Here is a 21907-nt window from a genome sequence, read left to right on the forward strand (position 1 = left end):
CCGAACTATAGCGGCTTGTTGCGAAAAAGCTGTTGCGGGGCGGACACAACAGCCGGAAAAGCCTCCGCAGTTGTACGGAGGACACACTTCGGCTGCGCCCTCCGGTCGAGAAAAATACTATTGTAATATCAATGATTTGAGAGATGGAAGCTGGACTCACACGTCCAGCATGTCCTCGCTGGCGAATTCGGCCTTGTCCGAAATGAAGGCAAATCGTGCCTCCGCCTTCGTGCCCATCAGCCGTTCGACCGAATCGGCCGTGGTGTCGCGGTCGTCGGCAAGCAGGACCACCTTGAGGAGCGTCCGCCGTGCCGGGTCCATGGTGGTTTCCTTGAGCTGCGCCGGCATCATCTCGCCAAGGCCTTTGAAGCGGCTCACCTCGACCTTGGCGTTGGCGTTGAACTCGCTCTTGATTAGCGCTTCCTTGTGCGCGTCGTCGCGGGCGTAGACGGACTTGGTGCCGTGAGTGAGCTTGTAGAGCGGTGGCACCGCGAGGAAGAGGTGGCCCTGGTCGATTAGCGGCCGCATCTGCTGATAGAAGAAGGTGATCAGCAACGATGCGATATGGGCGCCGTCGACGTCGGCGTCCGTCATGATGATGATGCGCTGATAGCGAAGGTCTTCCTCGCGATAGCTTGCGAGCATGCCGCAGCCAATCGCTTGCACAAGATCCGAGAGCTGGGCGTTTGCCATCAGCTTGTCCTTGCCGGCGGAGGCGACGTTGAGGATCTTGCCACGCAGCGGCAGGATCGCCTGTGTGGCCCGATCGCGCGCCTGCTTGGCGCTGCCGCCGGCCGAGTCGCCCTCGACGATGAAGAGTTCGGAGCCTGCGGTGCCGGGCTCGGTGCAGTCGGCAAGCTTGCCGGGCAGGCGCAGCTTCTTGCCGGCCGTCTTGCGCGCGGTCTCTTTCTCCTGACGGCGGCGCAGGCGTTCCTCGGCGCGATCAATCACGAAGTCGAGCAGCCTGTTGGCCTGGTTCGGATTGCCGGAGAGCCAGTGATCGAACGGGTCCTTCATCGCCTGCTCGACGATGCGCTGCGCTTCGGCGGTGGCGAGACGATCCTTGGTCTGGCCCTGGAATTCAGGCTCGCGCACGAACACCGAGAGCATCACGGCCGCGCCCACCATCACGTCTTCCGAGGTGACGGAGGCCGCGCGCTTGCCCTGGCCGACGCGCTCGGCGTGATCCTTCAGGCCGCGCAACAGCGCGCTGCGCAAGCCGGATTCGTGCGTGCCGCCATCGGGCGTCGGCACGGTGTTGGTGTAAGAGGACAGGAAGCCGTCGGCGTCCGCAGTCCATGCCACAGCCCACTCACAGGCGCCGTGCGCGCCGTTGCGGCCTGACTTGCCGGAGAAGATATCGGGATGCACCAGCGTGTCGGCGTGGATTGCGGCGGCGAGATAATCCTTCAACCCGCCTGGGAAGTGGAACGTCGCTTCCGCCGGCACGTCCTCGACGCCCTTCAAGAGCTCGGGCGCGCAATTCCAGCGGATCTCGACGCCGCCAAACAGATACGCCTTCGAGCGCGTCATCTTGAACAGACGCTGCGGCTTGAACGCGGCCTTGGCGCCGAAGATGTCGGTGTCCGGCTTGAAGCGCACGCGCGTGCCGCGGCGGTTGTTGATCTTGCCGAGATCCTCGAGCTTGCCCTTCGGGTGCCCGCGCTCGAACGTCATGCGATAGAGTTTCTGACTGCGCGCGACTTCGACCTCGAGAAGGGAGGAGAGGGCGTTGACGACGGAGATACCGACGCCGTGCAGACCGCCCGAGGTCTCATAGACCTTGCTGTCGAACTTGCCGCCCGAATGCAGCGTGCACATGATGACTTCGAGCGCCGACTTCTTCGGAAACTTCGGATGAGGATCGACCGGGATGCCGCGACCGTTGTCGGTGACGGTGAGAAAACCGTCCGCGCTCAAATCGACCCCGATGAAGGTCGCGTGCCCGGCCAGCGCCTCGTCCATCGAGTTGTCGATGACTTCGGCGAAGAGGTGATGCAGCGCCTTCTCGTCGGTGCCGCCGATATACATGCCGGGCCGGCGCCGGACCGGTTCCAGACCCTCCAGCACCTCGATGTCGGCCGCGGTGTAGTCGGCCTCGCCGCCGCCCGCACGCGACGCCGCCTTGGCGGGTGCGCGGGGCTTTGGCTCATTGGCGCCGAACAGGTCGTCTTTTGCTTTGGTTTTCAACTGCTTGGACATATATCTTGATGCGTTTTGAGGGCCGCGAAGGCGGCGAATCGGTTAGGCCGACTATGCCACGGCTGGCCTGAAAAAGTGACCGTTGGACCGGTCGCCGGTGTCGTTGCGAGCCAATCCCGGCGATTTTACGCCGCCCCGGCCCTTTGTTCCCGGCAATTTGACATCGTGGCCCGTACCGAGCCGGTCTTTGTGACTTGATGTCACGCAAGGCGTTGGCTTACCAGTCCTTTTCACGATCAAGGACGCGCGGCGGGGCGGGGAAGGCATTTTTGAGTATGGAGCAGTTTGCGCACGCACTGACCGAATTCGTGCGTGTTCACCAGATCTGGGCAGCACCGATCGTGTTCCTTTTGGCGTTCGGTGAATCGCTCGCCTTCATCTCGCTTCTGATCCCGGCTTGGGGCGCACTGGTTGCGATCGGCGCCCTGATCGGGGTGAGCGGCATCAGCTTCTACCCAGTCTGGATTGCGGGAGCGATCGGCGCTGCGCTCGGCGACTGGGTCTCCTACTGGTTCGGGTTCCGCTACAAGGAGCAGGTCGCGCAGATGTGGCCGTTGTCGCGCTACCCGGAGATCTTGCCGCGCGGCGAGGCGTTCGTCAGGAGCTGGGGCGTGCCGAGCATCTTCATCGGCCGCTTCTTCGGCCCCTTGCGCGCCTCAGTGCCGCTTGCCGCAGGCATTTTCGAGATGCCGTATTGGAGCTTTCAGGCCGCCAATTTCATCTCGGCGCTGGTATGGGCGGCGGCGTTGCTGTTGTTCGGCGATGTGATGGCGCGGATCATGGAATGGATCTGGCGCCTGGTATGAGGCGCAATCTCTCCGCCGTCATTCCGGGGCGCTCGCGGAAAGCGAGCGAGCCTCAGATGCGCAATTGCGCATCGGGGAATCCAGAAGTTGTGGCGCGAGATTTTGATCGTCTACGCTATGGTCCGAGGGAGTAAATGCCGGATGAGCGACAGAGCAGATCTACCGGAGGCTCTTATCAGGCTGCGTCAGAGTATCGATAACATTGACGCAGCTTTGATCTACATGCTCGCGGAGCGCTTTAAATGCACCCGTCTGGTTGGAGAGCTCAAGGCAACGAGCGGCTTACCGGCGGCAGATCCAGGCAGGGAGGCAGAGCAGATATCCAGACTTCGGCGACTTGCCGATGCCGCCAATCTGGATTCAGCTTTTGCGGAGAAGTTCCTCAAGTTCATTATCGAGGAGGTCATAAGGCACCACAACGAAGCTCGGCAAACGCCGTAGAGAATATTGCGGTTAGCCGTCCTCAAGCCTTGCAGCACGTCGTCGAACGCATGGGTTTGATGCGCTTGGCATCCGTCGTTCTCGGGACCGTCGCCTCAGGGAAATTTCGTCGCAACCTCCAATTTAGCCTGGGTTGCGCGGCCACCTATTGGCAACCTTGTCGCCGCAGTTTTGGCTTGACCGGAGAACCGACCGGCTTTATAGCCGCGCGCCATGATCAACGCCGCGACCATTCTGTTCGCCCGTCGCCGCCGCCGCATTTTAGCGGTTTGGGCGGTCGATCGCGTTTGAGATCATCGTCTTTGCCGCTGGACCCGATCCGCGGCATTCTCTCTCCTGTCAGCGCGATCTGATCCGGCGGCCCCCACAAGGAGCCCCAGCAGGAGACCACGATGTACACGCCACCCCTCTTCAAGCAGGACCGCGCCGCGAGCCTCAAATTCGCGGATGAGCGCGGCTTTGCGACCATGTGCGCCTTCGACGGCAAAAAGCCGGTCGCGTCCTCACTGCCGTTCTATCTGACCTATGCCGATGACGGCACGCCGCACGCGGCCTTTCATGTTGCCCGTCACAATCCGCTGGTAAAGCTTGCGGACGGGTCCACGTCGTGGCTCCTCGCGATCAATGGCCCGGATGCCTATGTATCGCCGGATTGGTACGTCTCACCGGACCAGGTGCCGACCTGGCTCTACCAGTCGGTGCATCTGACCGGGCCGGTGCGGGTCTTGTCGGACGCGGAGCTCGCGGTGCAGATCGACACGCTCAGTGCCAAGTTCGAGGACTGGCTGCTGCCGAAGAAGCCCTGGACCTCGGCGAAGATGACGGCAGGGCGACTCGAGGCGATGAAGAAGGCGATCGTGGGTCTGGTCATGACGGTTGAAGAGGTCGAAGGCAGCTTCAAGCTCAACCAGCACAAATCCGAAGCCGACTATGCCGCGATCGCCAATGCGCTTGGCGATGGCGATGCCGACGCGAAAGCGATTTCGCAACTGATGCGGCAGACCCGGCCGCAAATCTTCACTGATCAAGCCTTTGCAGATGACACGACCAAGCTCGAAAGGAGCGCGACATGAGCCTCGCCGAGACCAAACAAGCCCCGAATGTCGGCGCTGCCACCAAGAAGCCGGTCGTCTTCGTCGACGGCGGCTCAGGCACGACCGGCCTCGGCATCAATGAGCGGCTCAAGCTGCAAGGCGACGTCGCGGTGAAGACGATTGCCGACGACAAGCGCAAGGATCCGGCGGCCAAGAAGGCGCTAATGGAGGAGGTTGATCTCGTCATCCTGTGCCTGCCCGATGACGCCGCCAAGGAGACGGTCGCGCTCGTCGACACCATGGGTGCATCGGGGCCGAAAGTGCTGGACGCCTCGACTGCGTACCGCGTCGCGCCCGACTGGGCCTACGGCTTTCCCGAGCTCACGCCCGATCAGGCCGGCAAGATCAAGGCCGCGAAAAAGGTCTCCAACCCGGGCTGCTATCCGACCGGCGCGATCGCGCTGTTGCGGCCGATCGTCGATGCCGGCCTGTTGCCGCAAGACTATCCCGTCACCGTCAACGCGGTGAGCGGCTATTCCGGCGGCGGCAAGTCGATGATCGCGAGCTTTGAAGACGGCAGCGCATCGTCCTTCGAGCTCTACGGGCTCGGCTTCGAGCACAAGCATCTGCCGGAGATGCAGCTCTATTCGAACCTGACGCGGCGGCCGATCTTCATTCCCTCGGTCGGCAACTACCGGCAGGGCATGCTGGTCTCGGTGCCGCTCCAGCTCGACACGCTGCCGGGCAAGCCGACCGGCGCGGACCTGCAAGCCGCGCTTGCCAAGCGCTACGCCGGCTCGAAATACGTCTCGGTGATGCCGCTTCAGAACGAGGCGACCAAGAGCGGCCGGATCGAGCCGGAGGCGCTCAACGAGACCAACATGCTCGAGCTCTACGTCTTCGCCAGCGACAAGTATCACCAGGCGGTGCTGGTCGCGCGGCTCGACAATCTCGGCAAGGGAGCGTCCGGCGCTGCCGTACAGAACATGCGGCTGATGCTGGGATTGCCGGAGGAGTAGGGGAAGCTTCTCCAACTCGTGGCCGGGCTACCACATCCGCTGTCATGCCCCGCGGAAAGCGGGGCATGACAGTACGCCGTGACTTCTCGGTCCTAGCTTCGCCGTCTCTGGAATACTGGATCAGCCGCTTCGCGGGTGATGACGGCTGTGGATGAGGAGGCCGCGAGCAGCGCCTCAAAGCACCTTGAAGATCGCCAGCGCCAGTACGGCCTGCGCAAGGAATCCAACGGTGAAGGCCAGGGTGCGGAACACTGGAAGTCCCAGCGAATACACGATCAGATGCGCGACGCGGGCCCAGAAATAGACGGCGCAGGCCAGCACCGTCCATTTGCTCGAGTAGTCGATTGCGTTCAGGATCAGCACCAGCGGTGCGAAGATCACGAGGTTCTCGACCGCATTGTCATGCGCGAACATCAGCCGGTTCGCCCATTCGGCATGCGGCTTGTCGTTGCGGGACGGGTTGGCCATCGCGCCCGAGAGGCCGCGGACCTGGCAGCGGTTGAGGATGTAGGGGATCCAGAGGATGCCGGTCAGGATCACCGTCAAGGTCAGCCAGAACAATTCGCGCGTCATAGTCCGATCCCCATTTTATTCGCCGTGCTGAAGAGGGAGCTTATACAAAAGCGCGAGAGATTCCGCTATGCGCGAACGCGGACGTAGCTGCCGGGTGCGTCCTCGATCGGCGGGACCGCCGCGCTGCCGACGGCGCGTGCCGGGACCTCCTCGGGATCGAGCCCACCCAGCCATTCGCGCCAGTCCGGCCACCACGAGCCCTTGTGCTCCTCTGCGCCCTTCATCCACTGCGCGACGTTGACGTCCTTGATGTTGTCGTTGGTCCAGTACTGGTACTTGTTCGAGGCCGGCGGGTTGACGACGCCCGCGATGTGGCCCGAGCCCGACAGCACGTATTTCACCGGACCGCCGAAGAACTGCGAGCCGTACAGCACGGATTCGGCCGGCGCGATGTGGTCCTCGCGGGTGGCGAGGTTGTAGACGGGCACCTTGACCTTGGAGAGATCGAGCAGCGTGTTGTCGAGCACCATGCTGCCCGTCGACAGCCGGTTCTCCAGGTAGCAGTTGCGCAAGTAGTAGGAATGGTTCGCCGCCGTCATGCGGGTTGCGTCCGAATTCCAGTGCAGCAGGTCGAACGCGCTCGGTTGCTGGCCCTTCAGATAGTTGCTGACGACATAGGACCAGATCAGGTCGTTGGAGCGCAGCATGTTGAATGCCATCGCCATCTTGGAGCCTTCGAGCACGCCGGCGGCCTTCATGTCGTGCTCGAGCGCCGAGATCTGGTCCTCGTCGACGAACACGAGGAGATCGCCGGCATGGGTGAAGTCGACCTGCGCGGCGAAGAACGTCGCCGAAGCGACACGCTGGCGGCGCTTCTCGGCAAGCCAGGCCAGCGTGGTCGCGAGCATCGTGCCGCCGACGCAATAGCCGGCGGTGTGCACCTTCATCTCGCCGGTCGCCCGCTCGATCACGTCCATCGCCGTGAGCGGGCCTTCCTTCATGTAGTCTTCCCAGCTCTTGTTGCCGAGCCGCTTGTCCGGATTGACCCAGGAGATCACGAACACCGTGATGCCCTGATCGACGCACCATTTGATGTAGGATTTTTCCGGCTTGAGATCGAGAATGTAGAACTTGTTGATCCAGGGCGGCACGATCAGGAGCGGCGTGCGCAGCACCTTCTCGGTGGTCGGCTCATACTGGATGAGCTGCATCATCTCGTTCTGGTAGATCACCTTGCCGGGCGTCTTCGCCATGTTGACGCCCAGCTCGAGATTGTCCGGATTGGACTGGCGGATCTTCAGCATGCCCTTGCCGGCCGCGATGTCCTCGGCCAGCATTTGCAGGCCCGTCGCCAGGTTGTCGCCGGAGCTTGCGACCGTCTGGCGCAGCACCTCCGGATTGGTCAGCACGAAATTCGACGGCGACAGCGCGTTGGTGACCTGCTGCACGTAAAACTCCGCCTTGCGGCGGGTGTGCGGATCGAGCCCTTCCGCGTCGTTCACCAGTTCCTGCGCGCGCTTGGTGGTGAGCAGATAGAGCTGCATCATGAAATCGAAGAACTGGTTCGATTTCCATTCCGGATCGGCGAAGCGCTTGTCGCGCGGCGAGGGCGCGATCGCGGGCGGCACGTCCTCGCCGGCCATGCGGCGGGACGCCGAGCCCCAGAGGTCGAGATAGTCCTTGGCGAGCCGCGTCTGGAGCTCCGAGGAACGCTCATTGTCCGACAGCCAGTATTCGGCGACCTTGGTGAAGGTCTTGACCATTTCGGAAAGCTCGGGCGGCGGGCGGTCCTGCACCTCGCCGGTTTCGCGCGGCTTGAGGTAGGCGGCGAGCGCCTTGCCTCCGCTCTCCATGGCCCGCGCGACGTTCATCGCGAAAGCTTCCGCATCGAACTTCGTTTCGGACGCGTTTGTCCCGGACTTGGGGGTATTGGTCGTGACGATACTCATGGACAGAACAGTAACGATTCATTCCGCATTCGTCACCGCGAAGCTCGCACCATCCAGGGTTAATCGCCCGCGAACATGTGTTGCACTGCGATATAGTTCTTGGTTCTGTCACAATCAGGGTTCACCAACGGCGACAGGGGTCTTGGATGTGGTGGGCTCGCGCCATTGGGGCAGCAATGGTTTGAGCTGAGGCACGCTGTTGGGGTAAGCTCCATCGGCCGTGCTGTTGGGACGAGTAGGGGATTCCCAAGTGTTGGCGTTGAGGGACCGACAAACGAGGCGGCTTGCGCCGTGCGCGCTGCTCATCATTGCGTTGACGCTCGGCGGCTGCTCAAGCCAGATTGCCGATCTGACACCGGCTGACACGCAGCCGCATCCGAAAGAGGCGGGCGGCTATCTGCCCGTGCATGATCTGCCGCCGGCGCGCGACGAGGCGGTGATCCCACCGGATCAGCGCGCCAAGATCGAAGCCGAGCTGACGGCCGCGCGCGACCGCCAGGCGACGGCGGCGGCCGCCAAGGATGCAAGCGGCAAGTAGTCTTGAGCAAGGTACCCCCTTGAGCAAGGTACCCCCTTGCGCCAGGTACCCCCTGAGATTGAGTAACCGCGCGCCAACGTAATCGCTGGCGTGCCCGCGTCTCCGTGCTAAAAGACCTCATTCAGCCGAAAGTCAGGGTGAGGGAGTTCAGTCCCCGCCTTAAGGATCTTGCTCTAAGCTTTTGATTTGGAGCGATTTTCAGGCGGGGTCCGGCATCCTCTCGATTTGCATTGTCGAGGCCGCCCGATTCTGCCCTGGCCGGCTGCTCGGAGCCTGGAACCCATGGAAGAATTTTACCGTATCCGCCGTCTGCCACCTTACGTGTTCGAACAGGTCAACCGGGCCAAGGCGGCCGCGCGGAACGCCGGCGCCGACATCATCGACCTCGGCATGGGCAATCCGGACCTGCCGGCCCCGCCGCATGTGCTGGAGAAGCTCAAGGAGACCCTCGGCAAGCCGCGCACCGACCGCTACTCCGCCTCGCGCGGCATCCCCGGCTTGCGCAAGGCGCAAGCCGGCTATTACGCCCGGCGCTTCGGTGTGAAGCTCAATCCTGACACCCAGGTCGTCGCGACGCTCGGCTCGAAGGAGGGCTTCGCCAACGTGGCGCAGGCGATCACCGCGCCGGGCGACGTCATCCTTTGTCCCAATCCGAGCTATCCGATTCACGCCTTCGGCTTTTTGATGGCGGGCGGCGTAATCCGCTCGGTGCCGTCGGAGCCGACACCGCAGTTCTTCGAAGCGGTCGAGCGGGCGATCGTCCACTCGATCCCGAAACCGCTCGCGCTCGTCGTCTGCTATCCCTCGAACCCGACCGCCTATGTCGCGAGCCTCGACTTCTACAAGGACCTCGTCGCCTTCGCGAAGAAGCACGAGATCCTGATCCTGTCCGATCTCGCTTATGCCGAGGTCTATTTCGACGAGAACAACCCGCCGCCCTCCGTGCTTCAGGTGCCTGGCGCGATGGACGTCACCGTCGAGTTCACCTCGATGTCGAAGACCTATTCGATGGCCGGCTGGCGCATGGGCTTTGCGGTCGGCAACGAGCGCGTCATCGCAGCTCTCGCCCGCGTGAAGTCCTATCTCGATTACGGCGCGTTCACGCCGATCCAGGTTGCCGCGACCGCGGCGCTGAACGGTCCCGACGATTGTATCAAGGAGATGCGCGACACCTACCGCAAGCGCCGCGACGCGCTGGTGGAGTCGTTCGGCCGCGCCGGCTGGGAGATTCCGCCGCCGGATGCGTCTATGTTCGCATGGGCGCCGCTGCCGGAAGCCTTCCGCAGCGTCGGCAGCATGGAGTTCGCGACCCTGATGGTCGAGAAATCCGGCGTGGTGGTATCGCCCGGCGTCGGCTTCGGCGAGCATGGCGAAGGATATGTCCGTATCGCCATGGTGGAAAACGAGCAACGGATCAGGCAGGCCGCGCGCGGCGTGCGCCGCTTCCTTGAAAGCGGCATCGAAACGTTGCACAACGTCGTTCCGCTCGCCAATCGGCGTTAATTCCTTCCGGCAGGTTTTCGAAGCATTATGGTCGCACCCCTGAAAGTGGGTATCGCGGGGCTCGGCACTGTGGGCGCCGAAGTTGTCCGTTTGATTGAAACCCAGGCCCGCGTGCTCGCAGGCCGCAGCGGCCGTGGCATTCGCGTCGTCGCCGTCACCGCGCGCTCCAAGGCGAAGAAGCGCGGCATCGACCTGCGCAGCGTCGAATGGGCCAAGGATCCGCTCGCGCTCGCCACGCATCCCGGCATCGACTGCTTCGTCGAGCTGATGGGCGGGGCAGGCGACCCCGCGCTGTCCGCCGTCGAGGCCGCGCTGACTGCGGGCAAGTCCGTCGTCACCGCCAACAAGGCGCTGCTCGCCAAGCACGGCATCAAGCTGGCGAAAGCCGCCGAAAAGCACGGCGGTGCGCTGAATTTCGAGGCAGCCGTCGGCGCCGCGATCCCCGTCATCAAAACGTTACGTGAGGGTCTTGCCGGAACCGGCATCAACCGCGTCTACGGCATCCTCAACGGCACCTGCAATTACATCCTGACGCGGATGGAGCAGGAAGGCCTGTCGTTCGCCGAATGCCTGAAGGATGCGCAGCGGCTCGGCTATGCCGAGGCCAATCCGTCCTTCGACGTCGACGGCCACGACACCGCACAGAAGCTCGCGATCCTCGCAAGCCTCGCCTTCGGCACGAAAGTTGCTCAACGCGCCGTGTATGTCGAAGGCATCTCCTCGATCGCTCCGGAAGATCTTCGCGCGGCCGCCGATCTCGGTTACCGCGTCAAGCTGCTCGGCGTTGCCGTGCGCACGGCGAAGGGTATCGAGCAGCGCGTGCATCCGACCATGGTTCCAAAGTCGTCCTCGATTGCGCAGGTGATGGGCGTCACCAATGCGGTCACGATCGATGGCGAGGGCATTCCGCCGATCACGCTCGTCGGCCCCGGTGCGGGCGGAGCTGCAACCGCATCCGCCGTCGTCGCCGATATCGCCGATGTGGCGCGCGGCATTCGCGCCAATCCGTTCGGACGGCCGGTCGCGCAACTGCGCGACACCAGCAAGGCGCCGATGGAGCGGCACGAGGGCGGCTACTACATCCGCCTCCTGGCGCGCGACTTCCCGGGCACTGCGGCTGCAATCGCCACGAGGCTCGCCGAGCAGAAGATTTCGATCGAATCGATCGTGCAGCGCCACCCCAACGGCGTTCCTGCGCAGACGAGCGGCAAGGCCGTGCCCGTGCCCGTCATCCTGATCACCTACGCGACCCACGAGGACGCCGTGCGCCGCGCGCTGGCCGCCGTGCAGCACGACAAGGTGATCAGCGGGCGGCCGCAGGTGATACGGATCGAGAAGAACTAGAGCATGATCCGGCAAAGTGTGAAGCGGTTTGCCGGAACGATCATGCTCAAACCAAAGCGCGGTTCGAACCGGAACGCGTGCGTGCGAGTTGAGCGGGCAGGGATTTCTGCCTGAGCTGTTTTGAAGGAGTGAGCCGATGTCGACCCATATTTCAGTCCCCCCGCAGATGCTGCTCGAGCGCATTCTCACGCTGGAGATCGTGCGCGTGACGGAACGGGCGGCGGTGTCGTCGGCGCGGTTGCGCGGACACGGGCTGGAAAAGGCAGCTGACCAGGCCGCCGTCGACGCCATGCGGCGCGAGCTCAACAAGCTGCCGATCGAAGGCACGATCGTGATCGGCGAGGGCGAGCGCGACGAGGCGCCGATGCTTTTCATCGGCGAGAAGGTTGGCTTGAACGCCGGTCCGCAGGTCGACATCGCGGTTGACCCGCTCGAAGGCACCACGCTGTGCGCCAAGAACATGCCGGGTTCGATCGCGACCATGGCGATGGCCGACGGCGGCACGCTGTTGCACGCGCCCGACGTCTACATGCAGAAGCTCGCGATCGGCCCGGGTTACGCCAAGGGCGTCGTCGAGCTCGATGCCTCGCCGGCCGACAACGTCCGCCGGCTCGCCAAGGCCAAGGGCGTTGGGCCGGAGGGGATCACCGTGCTCGTGCTCGACCGTCCGCGGCATGCCGACATCATCCAGAGCGTGCGTTCGACGGGCGCGGCCGTGCGCCTCATCACCGACGGCGACGTCGCCGGCGTGATCCACTGCGCCGACCCCGACAACACCGGCGTCGACATGTATCTCGGCACCGGCGGCGCGCCGGAGGGCGTGCTCGCCGCGGTGGCGCTGCGCTGCATCGGCGGCCAGATGCAGTGCCGCCTGATTCTCGACTCCGACGAGAAGCGCGAGCGCGCCGCCAAGATGGGCGTCAACGATCCGAAGATGATCTACGGCATCGAGGACATGGCGCGCGGCGACTGCCTGTTCGCCGCCACCGGCGTCACCACCGGCTCGCTGCTCTCGGGCGTCAAGTTCCGCAAGGACGGCGTGATCGAGACCGAGACCGTCGTGATGCGCTCGGTCACCGGCACCGTGCGCTACATCAAGGCCGAGCACCGCGAGCTGGCGAAGTTCCATCTGGACTAATGCTCTCTGTCATTCCGGGGCTCGCGAAGCGAGAACCCGGAATCTCGCGCGATAACTTCTGGATTCCCCGATGCGCAATTGCGCATCTGAGGTTCGCGACTGCGTCGCGCCCTGGAATGACAACAAGAGGAAGCGCACATGTCCGATCTCTCCGCCGTCAAAGCTCTGGTCTTCGACGTATTCGGCACGGTCGTCGACTGGCGCACCAGCCTGATCACCGATTTCATGTGGTGGGCAAAGGGCCGCGGCATCGCCGCTGACTGGACTGCGCTGGTCGACGGGTGGCGCGGCATGTACATCGCCTCGATGGATGACGTGCGCAAGCACCCCGAGCGCGGCTATGTCATCCTCGACGATTTGCATCGCCGCTCGCTGGAGAAGCTGGTCGAGAAGCTCGCCATCAAGGGCCTCACCGAAGCCGATCTCGATTACCTCACCAGGGGCTGGCATCGCCTGCACCCCTGGCCTGACAGCGTCGCCGGCCTCACGCGGCTCAAGACCAAATTCGTGATCTCGCCGCTCTCGAACGGCAACGTCGCGCTGCTCACCAACATGGCGAAGTTCGCTGGCCTTCCCTGGGACCTCGTGATGTCGGCCGAGCTGTTCGAGCACTACAAGCCAGATCCCGAAACCTATCTCGGCGCAGCGCGGCTCCTCGGCCTCAAGCCGGAGGAGGTCATGATGGTCGCCGCCCACAACGGCGATCTGCTGGCCGCGCAGAAGAACGGCCTCAAGACCGCGTTCGTTGCGCGGCCGACCGAATACGGCCCGCCCCAAAAGGTCGACTTCGAAGCCACCGGCAAGTGGGACATCGTCGCCAAGGATTTTGGCGGGATTGCCGACAGGCTGGGGTGTTAGGGCAGGGCACTAGCAGGCTCTGGTAACGCCTGCCTTGCCCTGCCAGTGATGCGGTTGCGTTCAAGGCTCGGTCGAGCGGAACGCGTCCTCCTCGACAAGGCGCATTGCCAGTTCGCGCAGACGGGGCATACGCGCAGCCGTGTCAACGCCGAGCCCCCTGGCGAGCCGTTCCGCGACGAAAGCGGTGACATCGGCTTGGGTGAGACGGCCGAGCAGCAAATAGGGCGAGTCCTGCTCGATCATGGCATCAATCGTAGATAGCGCATTTGTCATCTGCGCCATGCAGTCGTCGATCCACGGCTGGTGCAGCTTTTCCGGTGGATGATGATTGCGCTCGTAGGCGGCCTGAAGGCCTTTCTCGCAGGCGCCCATCATTAGCGCTGCAACCTTTTGCACGGCGCGGCGGTCCCGGCCGCTGGCAGGCGTCAGGGCGCGATGGCGGCCATACACCTCGTCGAGATGGTCGATGATGGCGTTGCTGTCGACCAGCGACTCGCCATCGTCGAGCATCAGTGCGGGGATCCTGCCGAGCGGATTGCTTGCGCGTACGTCGTCCCGATTGCCGAAGCCTGAAAGAGGCCGCTGCTCGAACGGCATGTCATAGATCTTGAGCGTTATGGCGACGCGCCGCGTGAACGGTGATCGATTTACCCCGATGAGCAGCATCTCGTCCTCGATGAAAGGCCGCAACTCACGCAAAAAAACAGGGGTTGGGCGTGGTGTCCAACTCGATGACCTCAGGCATTGACCAAGTCCCGTATTCGCGATCAGGTTGTGATAGGATTGCGTTTAGATCAGGTGCGATCTTGCCAGGCAAGTATCGTCTCCGCGCGTCGAGCGGGTTCGTGTAACATCGGCATTCCCCAAGGAATTCGGAAGACCATGAGCAAGACGGTTCCCGAACGGTATCGGCACCTCCGGACGTTCGCCTTCGGCGATGGTCCTGCACTCGCAGATGAATTGGTCGAACTCGTCATCAAGGGCCTCAAGACCGCAACGTGCAGCACGGAAGACGAGCCGAACACCTCGACGCCCGGCGAGCGCTGGGTCGTGCTCGACGGACGTGGAGAACCGCGCTGTGTCATCGAAACCACCGAGGTCACATATCGGGGCTTCCATGAAGTTGACGCCGCCTTTGCCTGCGATGAAGGGGAAGGCGATCGGAGCCTGGCCTATTGGCGCGGCGCCCATAGGGCCTATTTCGGCCGACTCGGACGATTCAGCGAGGACATGATGCTGATGTGCGAGCGCTTCCGCCTGGTCGAGGTTTTCGGCGATCTCCCGCACGCGGAACCATAGCGCAGTATCCGCAAACTGCCTCGCGTCGGCCAGCGCAAACGGACATCCGGCCTGAAACCTGACATCTGCCGGCCTGTTCCGCGCGCCTGTGTCCTTCCTCACACACTCCAACGACAAAAGAGTCGGTTTGTCGTCTTTCGAACAGACGGTCGGTAGCTGACAGGTTCAAATCTGCCCTGCTTATTTTGCTGGATGGATTGCAGACTAAATGGATCGTTCCCTGATTGTTGGCATGCCCCGCGACAAATATGTCGCGCGGTGCAAGCAACGAGCATTCGACTATCTCAACCGAGGCGATCTCAGAAAAGCAGCCGCCGTGTTTTTCAATGATATGAACGCCCGCCCCGATTGCGAATTGCCACCCCACTTGGCGGCGCTTGGGGTTTCGCTGTTGATGAGTGACGATGCGCTTGGCTGGAGAGCGCTGATCGAAGGAGTGGGGTGATCATCTTCTGCAAGACGAGCCAGGGGTTCTGTACGAATGGATTTTTCAAGCTCCAAGGATGAAAGCTTGTTGTGGCTATGGGAAAGTGTTCGGCGGCAAGTGATGGCAGACAGCGCGAGCGGCGGTCGCTCCCGCTGTGTTGGTCGTAGCCTACGCGCATATGCTGAATTGCTTCGCTCGGAATTGAACCGTCGGGAGTTGAAGTATCACCCGATCGATTCGATTTGAATGAATCTGGCCGCGAAATCGAGCCGCGTACGGCATCGATACCTGACGATCTCTGGAGAGCGTTGGACCCTGCGGACGCAGAAGAGGTGGCGAGCTACAGGCCGCCTGGTGGTTCTGAATTCGGGCTGGGACTCTCGTTGTTGGAGCGGAATGAAGCCTCCGCGTTGCCCAATTTGAGTCGCATTGCGACCTAGGTTGGGGCCAAGGATCGTGTCAGGGATCGTGTAGGGCGGGGCGCAACACCGGGGGTTTTCATGTCCGGTCATTTGCGATTTTTTTGCTCCGCTGCTTTTCTCCTTGTGGCAGGTCTATCGACACCTGCATCTTCGAATCCCTTCTCTGCCTTGTTGGGCGAAGCCGATCCGGCGGAAGCCTCGCCGCCAACTCCTGCCAAAACGGATTGCGCGTCGCGGCCCGGCAAGTCGGCCGCCGAGGGCCAGCATTGGGTCTATCGCGTCGACGGCCATCGCAAATGCTGGTTCCAGGTCGCGGAGGACACTCGGATCGTGAAGAAGTTGGTTCACCGTCAGGCCGCGAAGAAAGTCGCCGCATCGAAGAAACGCGAAGCCACCTCTCGCAGGCTGAAGTCCGTCGTGGATGTGCATGCGGAGCTACTGCCCTCCGCGCGGACGGACGGCAACGGTCTGGCGCCGCCCGCGCCCGAGCTCAAGGTGGCCGATGCCAGCCCCGTCGCCGCCACGGCCGCGGCGCTCGCGCGATCTGCACCCGATATGATTAAGCTCCCGGCCGATCAACTCACGGCCCCCAATCCCCAGGCGCGCCAGGTCGACGTGGAGACGCTCCTGGCTGCTGCGTCGGCAGACGGCGACGCGGTTGTCCCTCTGGCCGTTGCAGATCCCGCTGCCAAGGCGGACGAGGACGGGCCGGGGTGGATGGCAAGCTGGCTGGGCGTGCTGTTGATGGCCGTGGGCGTCGTTTTCCTCTTAGGCTCGAGCCGTACTCTTCGGGGCGGTATGCTGGCCGTCTGACAGGTCCGGCAATTTCTATCGGGGGCGGCTCGGCGACGGTCGTCAACCGATGAGCGATCGGCTGATCAGCCGCAATTCCAGATCGCTCCGATCGGTGTCCGCGTCCAGCACGGACCAAAACCGCCACCATTGTAGTGCCCGCCGTAAAAGCCAGGCCGGCCGAAATAGTGCCAGTTGCCGTCGTAGCCGTAGTAGTAGGGGACCGGGTCGATATACCAAGGGCGTCGGTTGCTGCGCGCCATGCGCCGCATCGCGTCTTTCTGGGCATAAGGCGGGAGGCTGTTGCTCAGCGGCTGGCGATAGCCCGGCAAAAAGCCGTAGCCATGCCAGACGGGCGCCGGCCGCTTGTGAACTGGCGCCGCCGGCGCGACGGCCGGGAGCAGCGACAGAATGACGGTAATCGACAGACACACGAGACGCGACATCAGCAGACCATAGACAGTCGATTGCGGGGAGGCGATTCAAATCAAAGTGCAAGCCTCTTCGCAGCCTGCCGCAAACCTCGCGATGATCGACTAATACACCTGATTTGCCCGACGCGTCAACTGTTTTTCCGAAATTCGTAAGAGCGGGTTCGCAACCCCGGCTCCTTTGCATGGGGTTGTTTTCGCAATTTTTGATCGGGCAGGCGAACCGGCCGACCTTGCGCCGGCGTCGTATCGACCGGCTCCGGCCTCAGGCCCCGCAGACGATCACGCCGTACCAGCCGAGCCCCCGATAGGTCTCGTAGCCGGGCGTGGCATGGAAGGCGACCAATGCGCCGGTGCGGTCGTGATAAAAGCCGGAGCGCTGGCCGTTCAGCGAGATCGACACGCGCTCAGACAAAATGCCCTGGCCGTCGGAGGCCGCGATGACGCGAAAGTTCGAGTCGACCAGCAGCACGCGCGCCTTGTCGCCGTCGCCGACGCGCACGCCCTGCACGATCGCGCGGGCCTGCGACTCCCAGTCGAAATGGATCGCGAGCACGCCAATTGGCGCGCCGTTGGCCTGGCCGCCGGCTCGCACGCTGGCGCAATAGGTCGCAACCTGCGCGTTACCGAGCAGCGGTTGGTTCTCGACGTCGCCAGCGACATAGTCGTCGCCGCTGCGCAAGGAGCGCGCCTCGCGAAACCATTTCGTGTTGGCGACGTTCTGGCCGACGACACGGAAGCGGTCGGCACGGCCATTGGCGATGACGTTGCCGTCGAGGTCGCAGAGCCAAAGGTCGAGATACACGGTGTAGGCGCCGAGGATGACGCCGAGACGCTGAGCGGCGTGCGAAACCGCCGCCGCGCTTGGGGAGGCGGCGCAGTCGACCACGGCCGAATCGGTCGCCCACCAGCGCACGTCGCAGGTGCGTTCATAGAGGTTGCGGTCGATCAACTCGATGGCGTTGAGCGACAGATCCACCATGCGCTCGCCGCGCGAGCGCTGGCTCATCCGCTCGATCGAGGAGACGAGATCGCCGGTGCGTTTCGTCAGTTGCGTCTCGAGCTCGCGCGCGATGGTCTCGACCTGCTGGCCGACGCCGCGCACCTCCTGCGCCACCACGGCGAAGCCCGCGCCTTGCGCGCCGGCGCGCGAACTCTCGATCAGCGCGTTCAGCGCCAGCATCTTCATCTGGTTGGTGATCTGCTGGATCGACTTGGTCTTGTCGACTGCGATCTGGTTGACCTCGGCCGTCAGCCGGTTGATCAGCGCGGAGATGTCGGAATTGTCGTCGGCAGCTTCGGAGTTGGTTCCGGTGGAAAGCGGCTTGGTCTTCAGGGCCAGCGCAGCAGACATCGAGGGCATTCCCTTGCAATGAAGTCTGATCTGCAATGATCCGGAACCAGAAATACAGATCGAATACGAGCCTTTTTCGAGGATTCCACCTAACGCCCGCTTAATTTGCTGTCGGCGCGGCTGCTCAAATGATAGTCAGACCGCATACGGATACGGCAATCCACCGCTTTGTTCGGTCCGGACATTGCAAATCCCCCGAGATTCCCGGCGGAATCCTAACCGCCCGAGACGACCGACCTGATCTGGACCCATCGAAGCCTTCGAATCATGACGCCGCCTGCCACCGCCTTGCCCGTCGAGCTGCCCCAGGCGTTCCTCGGCGTCGCGCGCTCGCTGACCGACAAGCTCTGGCGTGACCGGCTGGACGCGCGCGGAGCGGCGAGGGCGCTCGCCATCGTGCAGCGCCATCAGCTCCCGGAGCTGCTGGCGCGGGTGCTGGCCGGGCGCGGCGTCGACGTCGACGCGGTCAGCGATTTCCTCGATCCGACCATCCGCAAGCTGCTGCCGGACCCGTTCACCGTGACGGAGATGGAAGCCGCCGCCAAACGCATCGCGGAGGCAGCGGTACGAGGCGAGAAGGTCGCGATCTTCGGCGACTATGACGTCGACGGCGCGACCTCGGCCGCGCTGCTCGCCTGGCATCTGCGCCATTGCGGGCTCGATCCGCTGATCCACATTCCTGACCGCATTTTCGAGGGCTACGGCCCCAACACGGAGGCCGTGCGCGCGCTGGCGGCGAAGGGCGCCACGCTGCTCGTCACCGTCGATTGCGGCACCACCAGCATCGAGCCGCTTGCGGAAGCAAAACGGCTCGGCATGTCCGTGGTCGTGATCGATCACCATCAGGCCGGCACGGAGCTGCCGGCGGTTGACGCGCTGGTCAATCCGAACCGGCTCGACGATCTCTCGGGCCTTGGCCACCTCGCCGCCGTGGGCCTCGTGCTGGTGACGCTCGTTGCCGTTAACCGCGAGCTCCGCCAGCGCGGCTTCTGGACTTCCGAGGTGCCCGAGCCCGATCTCCTGGGCATGCTGCATCACGTCGCGCTCGGCACGGTGGCCGATGTGGCGCCGCTCATCGGCCTCAACCGCGCCTTCGTCGCCAAAGGGCTGATCGCGATGCGGCGGCGCGACCATGTCGGCCATACCGCGCTGATGGATGTGGCGCGGCTCAATGGCCCGCCGGAGGCCTGGCATCTCGGTTTCATGCTGGGACCGCGCATCAACGCAGGCGGGCGCATCGGCCGCGCCGATCTCGGCGTTCGGCTGCTGCTGGAAGGCGACAGCGTCGAGGCCGCGCGGATCGCCGCCGAGCTCGACCGCCTCAACGGCGAGCGCCGCGTCATCGAGCAGGCGGCCGAAGCCCAGGCCGAAGCCGAGGCGCTCGCCTCGATCGGGCTCGAGGACAAGCTCGGCGTGATCGTCACCGCCTCCGAAGGCTGGCATCCCGGCGTGGTCGGCCTCGTCGCCTCCCGGCTGAAGGAGAAGTTTTCACGGCCGGCGTTTGCCATCGCGCTCGAGCCCGGCGGCATCGGCACCGGCTCGGGGCGCTCGATCGCCGGCGTCGATCTCGGCAAGGCGGTGCGGCAGGCTGTTGCCGACGGCATTTTGCTCAAAGGCGGCGGGCACGCCATGGCCGCCGGCGTCACGCTGCGCAAGGAGAAGCTCGCCGAATTCCGCGCCTACCTCGAAAGTGCGCTCGCGCGCGACGTCGCGGAAGCGCGCCACGTCAACGAGCTCTTCATCGACGGCGCGGTGTCCGCGCGCGCGGTGACGCCGGAGCTCGCCAACACGCTCAATCGCGCCGGCCCCTTCGGCAGCGGCAATCCGGAAGCCGTGCTGGCGCTGCCGGCGCATCAGCTCGTCTATGCCGATGAGGTCGGGCAAGCCCATTTGTGGCTGCGCTTCAAATCGGGCGATGGCGCGATCGTCAACGGGATCGCGTTCCGCTCGGTCGGCCAGAAGCTCGGCAACGCGCTTCTCGCCAATCGCGGCCAACAGCTGCATGTCGCGGGCGCGCTGTCGCTCGACCGCTACCAGGGTGCCGAGCGTGTGCAACTCCGCGTGATCGACGTCGCCTTGCCCGACCAGGGGCCACAAACCATCCGATAAGCCTAAACCAACAACAAAAAGGGGAGTGCAAATGACAGGACAGGTAGAGGGCAAGGTCGCGCTGGTGACGGGCGGCGCTTCGGGCATCGGTGAAGCCGTCGTCGAATTGCTGGCGAAGGAGAGCGCAACCGTCATCGCAACCGACGTCGATGATCTTCGTGGCCCCGAGGTGGTGGCGCGGATCACCAAAGCCGGCGGCAAGGCGATCTTTCTTGAGCAAGATGTCACCAGCGAGGAGCGCTGGGTGGAGATCGCGGCCGAGATCGCGAAACGCTACGGCCGGCTCGACGTACTGGTCGCCAATGCCGGCATCGGCATCGCCGTCCCCTCGATCGTCGATATGACGCTTGCCGACTGGCGCAAGCAGAACGCGGTTAACCTCGACGGCGTGTTTCTCTCGGTCAAGCACTGCCTGCCGTTGATGCGCAAAATCGGCGGCGGCTCGATCATCATGATGTCCTCGCTTGCGGGTCTGCGCGGTGCGCCGGGGCTATCGGCCTATTCGGCCACCAAAGGCGGCGTGCGGCTGTTCGCAAAATCGATTGCGATGGAATGTGCCGGCGCCGGCGACGGCATCCGCGTCAACTCCGTGCATCCCGGCATCATCGACACGCCGATCTGGGGCAAGATCCCGACGAGCGCCGCCGGCAACCAGGGCAATGCACCGATCGATCCGGAGGAACGCGCCAAGCTTGCAACCCCGTTGGCGCGTGCGGGGCAGGCCGCGGAGATCGCCAGCGGCGTGCTCTATCTCGCCTCCGACGCCTCGCGCTACGTCACCGGCACGGAGCTTGTCATCGACGGTGGCATGAACGCCGGCAGCGCGCCGCGGCGGGCGTGAGGCGCAGGGCAGGGTGGCGGGGCGAGGGGCTGACGCCTGCGCCTCGCCCCTGTACAAGCCGGGCAACGACCTCCCCGAAGAGACCTCATTGCCATGGCCCATAGCCTGCATTCCGACGCGCCCGCGCCCGTTCGCTCGAACCGGCCGGACCTCGCCACCGATGCGATCCGCTCCGCCCGCGAGGATCTCGCCGCCTGTTTCCGGATGGCGGCGCGGAACGGCTTTGAGGAGGGCATCTGCAATCACTTCTCCGCAGTGGTGCCGGGCCATGACGACCTCTTTCTCGTCAATCCTTATGGCTACGCCTTCCGTGAGCTGACGGCGTCAAAACTGCTGATCTGCGACTTCCACGGCAATGTGCTCGACGGCGACGGCCAGCCCGAGGCGACCGCGTTCTACATCCATGCCGAGATTCACAAGCGCCTGCCGCGCGCCAAGGTCGCCTTCCACACTCACATGCCCTATGCCACGGCGCTGTCGATGACCGAGGGTGATCCCCTGATCTGGGCCGGCCAGACCGCGCTCAAATTCTACGGCCGCACGGCGGTGGATCGCGACTACAACGGCCTCGCGCTCGATAATCGCGAGGGCGCGCGCATCGCCTCCGCTATTGGTGATGCCGACATCGTCTTCATGAAACATCACGGCGTGATGGTGCTGGCCCCGACGATCGCGGAGGCCTGGGACGATCTCTATTATCTCGAGCGCGCCGCCGAGGTGCAGGTGCTGGCGATGTCGACGGGGCGCAAGGTGCTCCCCGTCGATCCCGCGATTGCGGCCGCGACCTACAGGCAGATGCGCGAGGGTGATTCCGAATCCGCGCGGCTGCATCTCGCCGCAATCCGCCGCCAGCTCGACGCGGAAGAGCCTCAGTACCGGCATTGAGG

Annotated in this window: 21 protein-coding genes; 15 read left to right on the forward strand and 6 right to left on the reverse strand. The window is 63.9% G+C overall.

The window, feature by feature from the left end; all coding sequences use genetic code 11:
• Positions 1 to 156: 156 nt before the first annotated feature.
• Entirely contained in the window at positions 157 to 2202 is a 2046-nt protein-coding gene (parE, locus tag QQL28_RS25180; protein ID WP_284269638.1) for a DNA topoisomerase IV subunit B, read from the reverse strand.
• 275 nt (positions 2203 to 2477) lie between these two features.
• Here parE and QQL28_RS25185 point away from each other — a divergent pair, with 275 nt between their 5' ends.
• The 4 genes from QQL28_RS25185 (at position 2478) to argC (ending at position 5502) form a co-directional block, all read left to right on the forward strand.
• A complete protein-coding gene (locus QQL28_RS25185; protein WP_284269640.1) occupies positions 2478 to 3008 on the forward strand; it encodes a DedA family protein in 531 nt (176 codons plus the stop codon).
• A 141-nt stretch (positions 3009 to 3149) separates the two neighbouring features.
• Positions 3150 to 3449, forward strand: a complete 300-nt coding sequence (locus QQL28_RS25190) for a chorismate mutase (protein WP_284269642.1) — start codon at positions 3150 to 3152, stop codon at positions 3447 to 3449.
• Positions 3450 to 3841: 392 nt separating this feature from the next.
• Positions 3842 to 4522 carry an FMN-binding negative transcriptional regulator gene (locus QQL28_RS25195; RefSeq protein ID WP_284269643.1) on the forward strand — a complete coding sequence of 227 codons (681 nt, stop codon included), beginning with the start codon at positions 3842 to 3844 and terminating at the stop codon, positions 4520 to 4522.
• Positions 4519 to 5502, forward strand: a complete 984-nt coding sequence (gene argC, locus QQL28_RS25200; RefSeq protein ID WP_284269645.1) for an N-acetyl-gamma-glutamyl-phosphate reductase — start codon at positions 4519 to 4521, stop codon at positions 5500 to 5502. Before QQL28_RS25195 ends, argC begins: the two co-directional genes overlap by 4 nt.
• A 174-nt stretch (positions 5503 to 5676) precedes the next feature.
• Here argC and QQL28_RS25205 read toward each other — a convergent pair whose 3' ends face one another.
• The gene (locus QQL28_RS25205) at positions 5677 to 6075 is read right to left on the reverse strand and encodes an MAPEG family protein (RefSeq protein WP_284269647.1); all 399 of its coding nucleotides are present in this window, start codon (positions 6073 to 6075) and stop codon (positions 5677 to 5679) included.
• A gap of 65 nt (positions 6076 to 6140) precedes the next feature.
• Positions 6141 to 7964 carry a PHA/PHB synthase family protein gene (locus QQL28_RS25210; RefSeq protein ID WP_284269649.1) on the reverse strand — a complete coding sequence of 608 codons (1824 nt, stop codon included), beginning with the start codon at positions 7962 to 7964 and terminating at the stop codon, positions 6141 to 6143.
• A gap of 250 nt (positions 7965 to 8214) precedes the next feature.
• Between QQL28_RS25210 and QQL28_RS25215 the strand changes: the two genes are divergently transcribed.
• From QQL28_RS25215 to QQL28_RS25235, 5 genes are all read left to right on the forward strand, one after another.
• A complete protein-coding gene (locus tag QQL28_RS25215; RefSeq protein ID WP_284269651.1) occupies positions 8215 to 8502 on the forward strand; it encodes a hypothetical protein in 288 nt (95 codons plus the stop codon).
• 282 nt (positions 8503 to 8784) lie between these two features.
• Positions 8785 to 10005, forward strand: a complete 1221-nt coding sequence (locus tag QQL28_RS25220; protein ID WP_284269653.1) for an LL-diaminopimelate aminotransferase — start codon at positions 8785 to 8787, stop codon at positions 10003 to 10005.
• A gap of 27 nt (positions 10006 to 10032) precedes the next feature.
• The gene (locus QQL28_RS25225; RefSeq protein WP_284269655.1) at positions 10033 to 11349 is read left to right on the forward strand and encodes a homoserine dehydrogenase; all 1317 of its coding nucleotides are present in this window, start codon (positions 10033 to 10035) and stop codon (positions 11347 to 11349) included.
• A gap of 136 nt (positions 11350 to 11485) precedes the next feature.
• On the forward strand, positions 11486 to 12487 hold the full coding sequence (gene glpX / locus QQL28_RS25230) for a class II fructose-bisphosphatase (RefSeq protein WP_284269657.1): 1002 nt from the start codon (positions 11486 to 11488) through the stop codon (positions 12485 to 12487).
• A 138-nt stretch (positions 12488 to 12625) separates the two neighbouring features.
• The gene (locus tag QQL28_RS25235; RefSeq protein WP_284269659.1) at positions 12626 to 13345 is read left to right on the forward strand and encodes a haloacid dehalogenase type II; all 720 of its coding nucleotides are present in this window, start codon (positions 12626 to 12628) and stop codon (positions 13343 to 13345) included.
• A 60-nt stretch (positions 13346 to 13405) separates the two neighbouring features.
• Here QQL28_RS25235 and QQL28_RS25240 read toward each other — a convergent pair whose 3' ends face one another.
• Positions 13406 to 14011, reverse strand: a complete 606-nt coding sequence (locus tag QQL28_RS25240; RefSeq protein ID WP_284269661.1) for a glutathione S-transferase family protein — start codon at positions 14009 to 14011, stop codon at positions 13406 to 13408.
• 216 nt (positions 14012 to 14227) lie between these two features.
• Between QQL28_RS25240 and QQL28_RS25245 the strand changes: the two genes are divergently transcribed.
• From QQL28_RS25245 to QQL28_RS25255, 3 genes are all read left to right on the forward strand, one after another.
• Entirely contained in the window at positions 14228 to 14644 is a 417-nt protein-coding gene (locus QQL28_RS25245; protein WP_284269664.1) for an ASCH domain-containing protein, read from the forward strand.
• Positions 14645 to 14852: 208 nt separating this feature from the next.
• The gene (locus QQL28_RS25250; RefSeq protein WP_284269666.1) at positions 14853 to 15089 is read left to right on the forward strand and encodes a hypothetical protein; all 237 of its coding nucleotides are present in this window, start codon (positions 14853 to 14855) and stop codon (positions 15087 to 15089) included.
• Positions 15090 to 15571: 482 nt separating this feature from the next.
• Positions 15572 to 16306 carry a hypothetical protein gene (locus QQL28_RS25255; protein WP_284269668.1) on the forward strand — a complete coding sequence of 245 codons (735 nt, stop codon included), beginning with the start codon at positions 15572 to 15574 and terminating at the stop codon, positions 16304 to 16306.
• 65 nt (positions 16307 to 16371) lie between these two features.
• Here the strand turns inward: QQL28_RS25255 and QQL28_RS25260 are convergent, their stop codons facing one another.
• Together QQL28_RS25260 and QQL28_RS25265 are read right to left on the reverse strand one after the other, a co-directional pair.
• Positions 16372 to 16731, reverse strand: a complete 360-nt coding sequence (locus QQL28_RS25260) for a hypothetical protein (protein WP_284269669.1) — start codon at positions 16729 to 16731, stop codon at positions 16372 to 16374.
• A gap of 250 nt (positions 16732 to 16981) precedes the next feature.
• A complete protein-coding gene (locus QQL28_RS25265) occupies positions 16982 to 18070 on the reverse strand; it encodes a methyl-accepting chemotaxis protein (RefSeq protein ID WP_284269670.1) in 1089 nt (362 codons plus the stop codon).
• A 267-nt stretch (positions 18071 to 18337) separates the two neighbouring features.
• Here QQL28_RS25265 and recJ point away from each other — a divergent pair, with 267 nt between their 5' ends.
• The 3 genes from recJ to QQL28_RS25280 all read left to right on the forward strand — a co-directional run bounded on the left by recJ (position 18338) and on the right by QQL28_RS25280 (position 21905).
• On the forward strand, positions 18338 to 20179 hold the full coding sequence (gene recJ, locus QQL28_RS25270; RefSeq protein ID WP_284269671.1) for a single-stranded-DNA-specific exonuclease RecJ: 1842 nt from the start codon (positions 18338 to 18340) through the stop codon (positions 20177 to 20179).
• Positions 20180 to 20210: 31 nt separating this feature from the next.
• Positions 20211 to 21020 (forward strand): SDR family NAD(P)-dependent oxidoreductase, encoded by an 810-nt coding sequence (locus tag QQL28_RS25275; RefSeq protein ID WP_284269673.1) that lies wholly within the window; start codon positions 20211 to 20213, stop codon positions 21018 to 21020.
• 93 nt (positions 21021 to 21113) lie between these two features.
• Positions 21114 to 21905: an aldolase gene (locus tag QQL28_RS25280; protein WP_284269675.1), complete on the forward strand. Its 792-nt coding sequence runs from the start codon at positions 21114 to 21116 to the stop codon at positions 21903 to 21905.
• Positions 21906 to 21907 lie beyond the last annotated feature (2 nt).

Source organism: Bradyrhizobium iriomotense (assembly GCF_030160715.1).
GTDB lineage: Bacteria > Pseudomonadota > Alphaproteobacteria > Rhizobiales > Xanthobacteraceae > Bradyrhizobium > Bradyrhizobium iriomotense.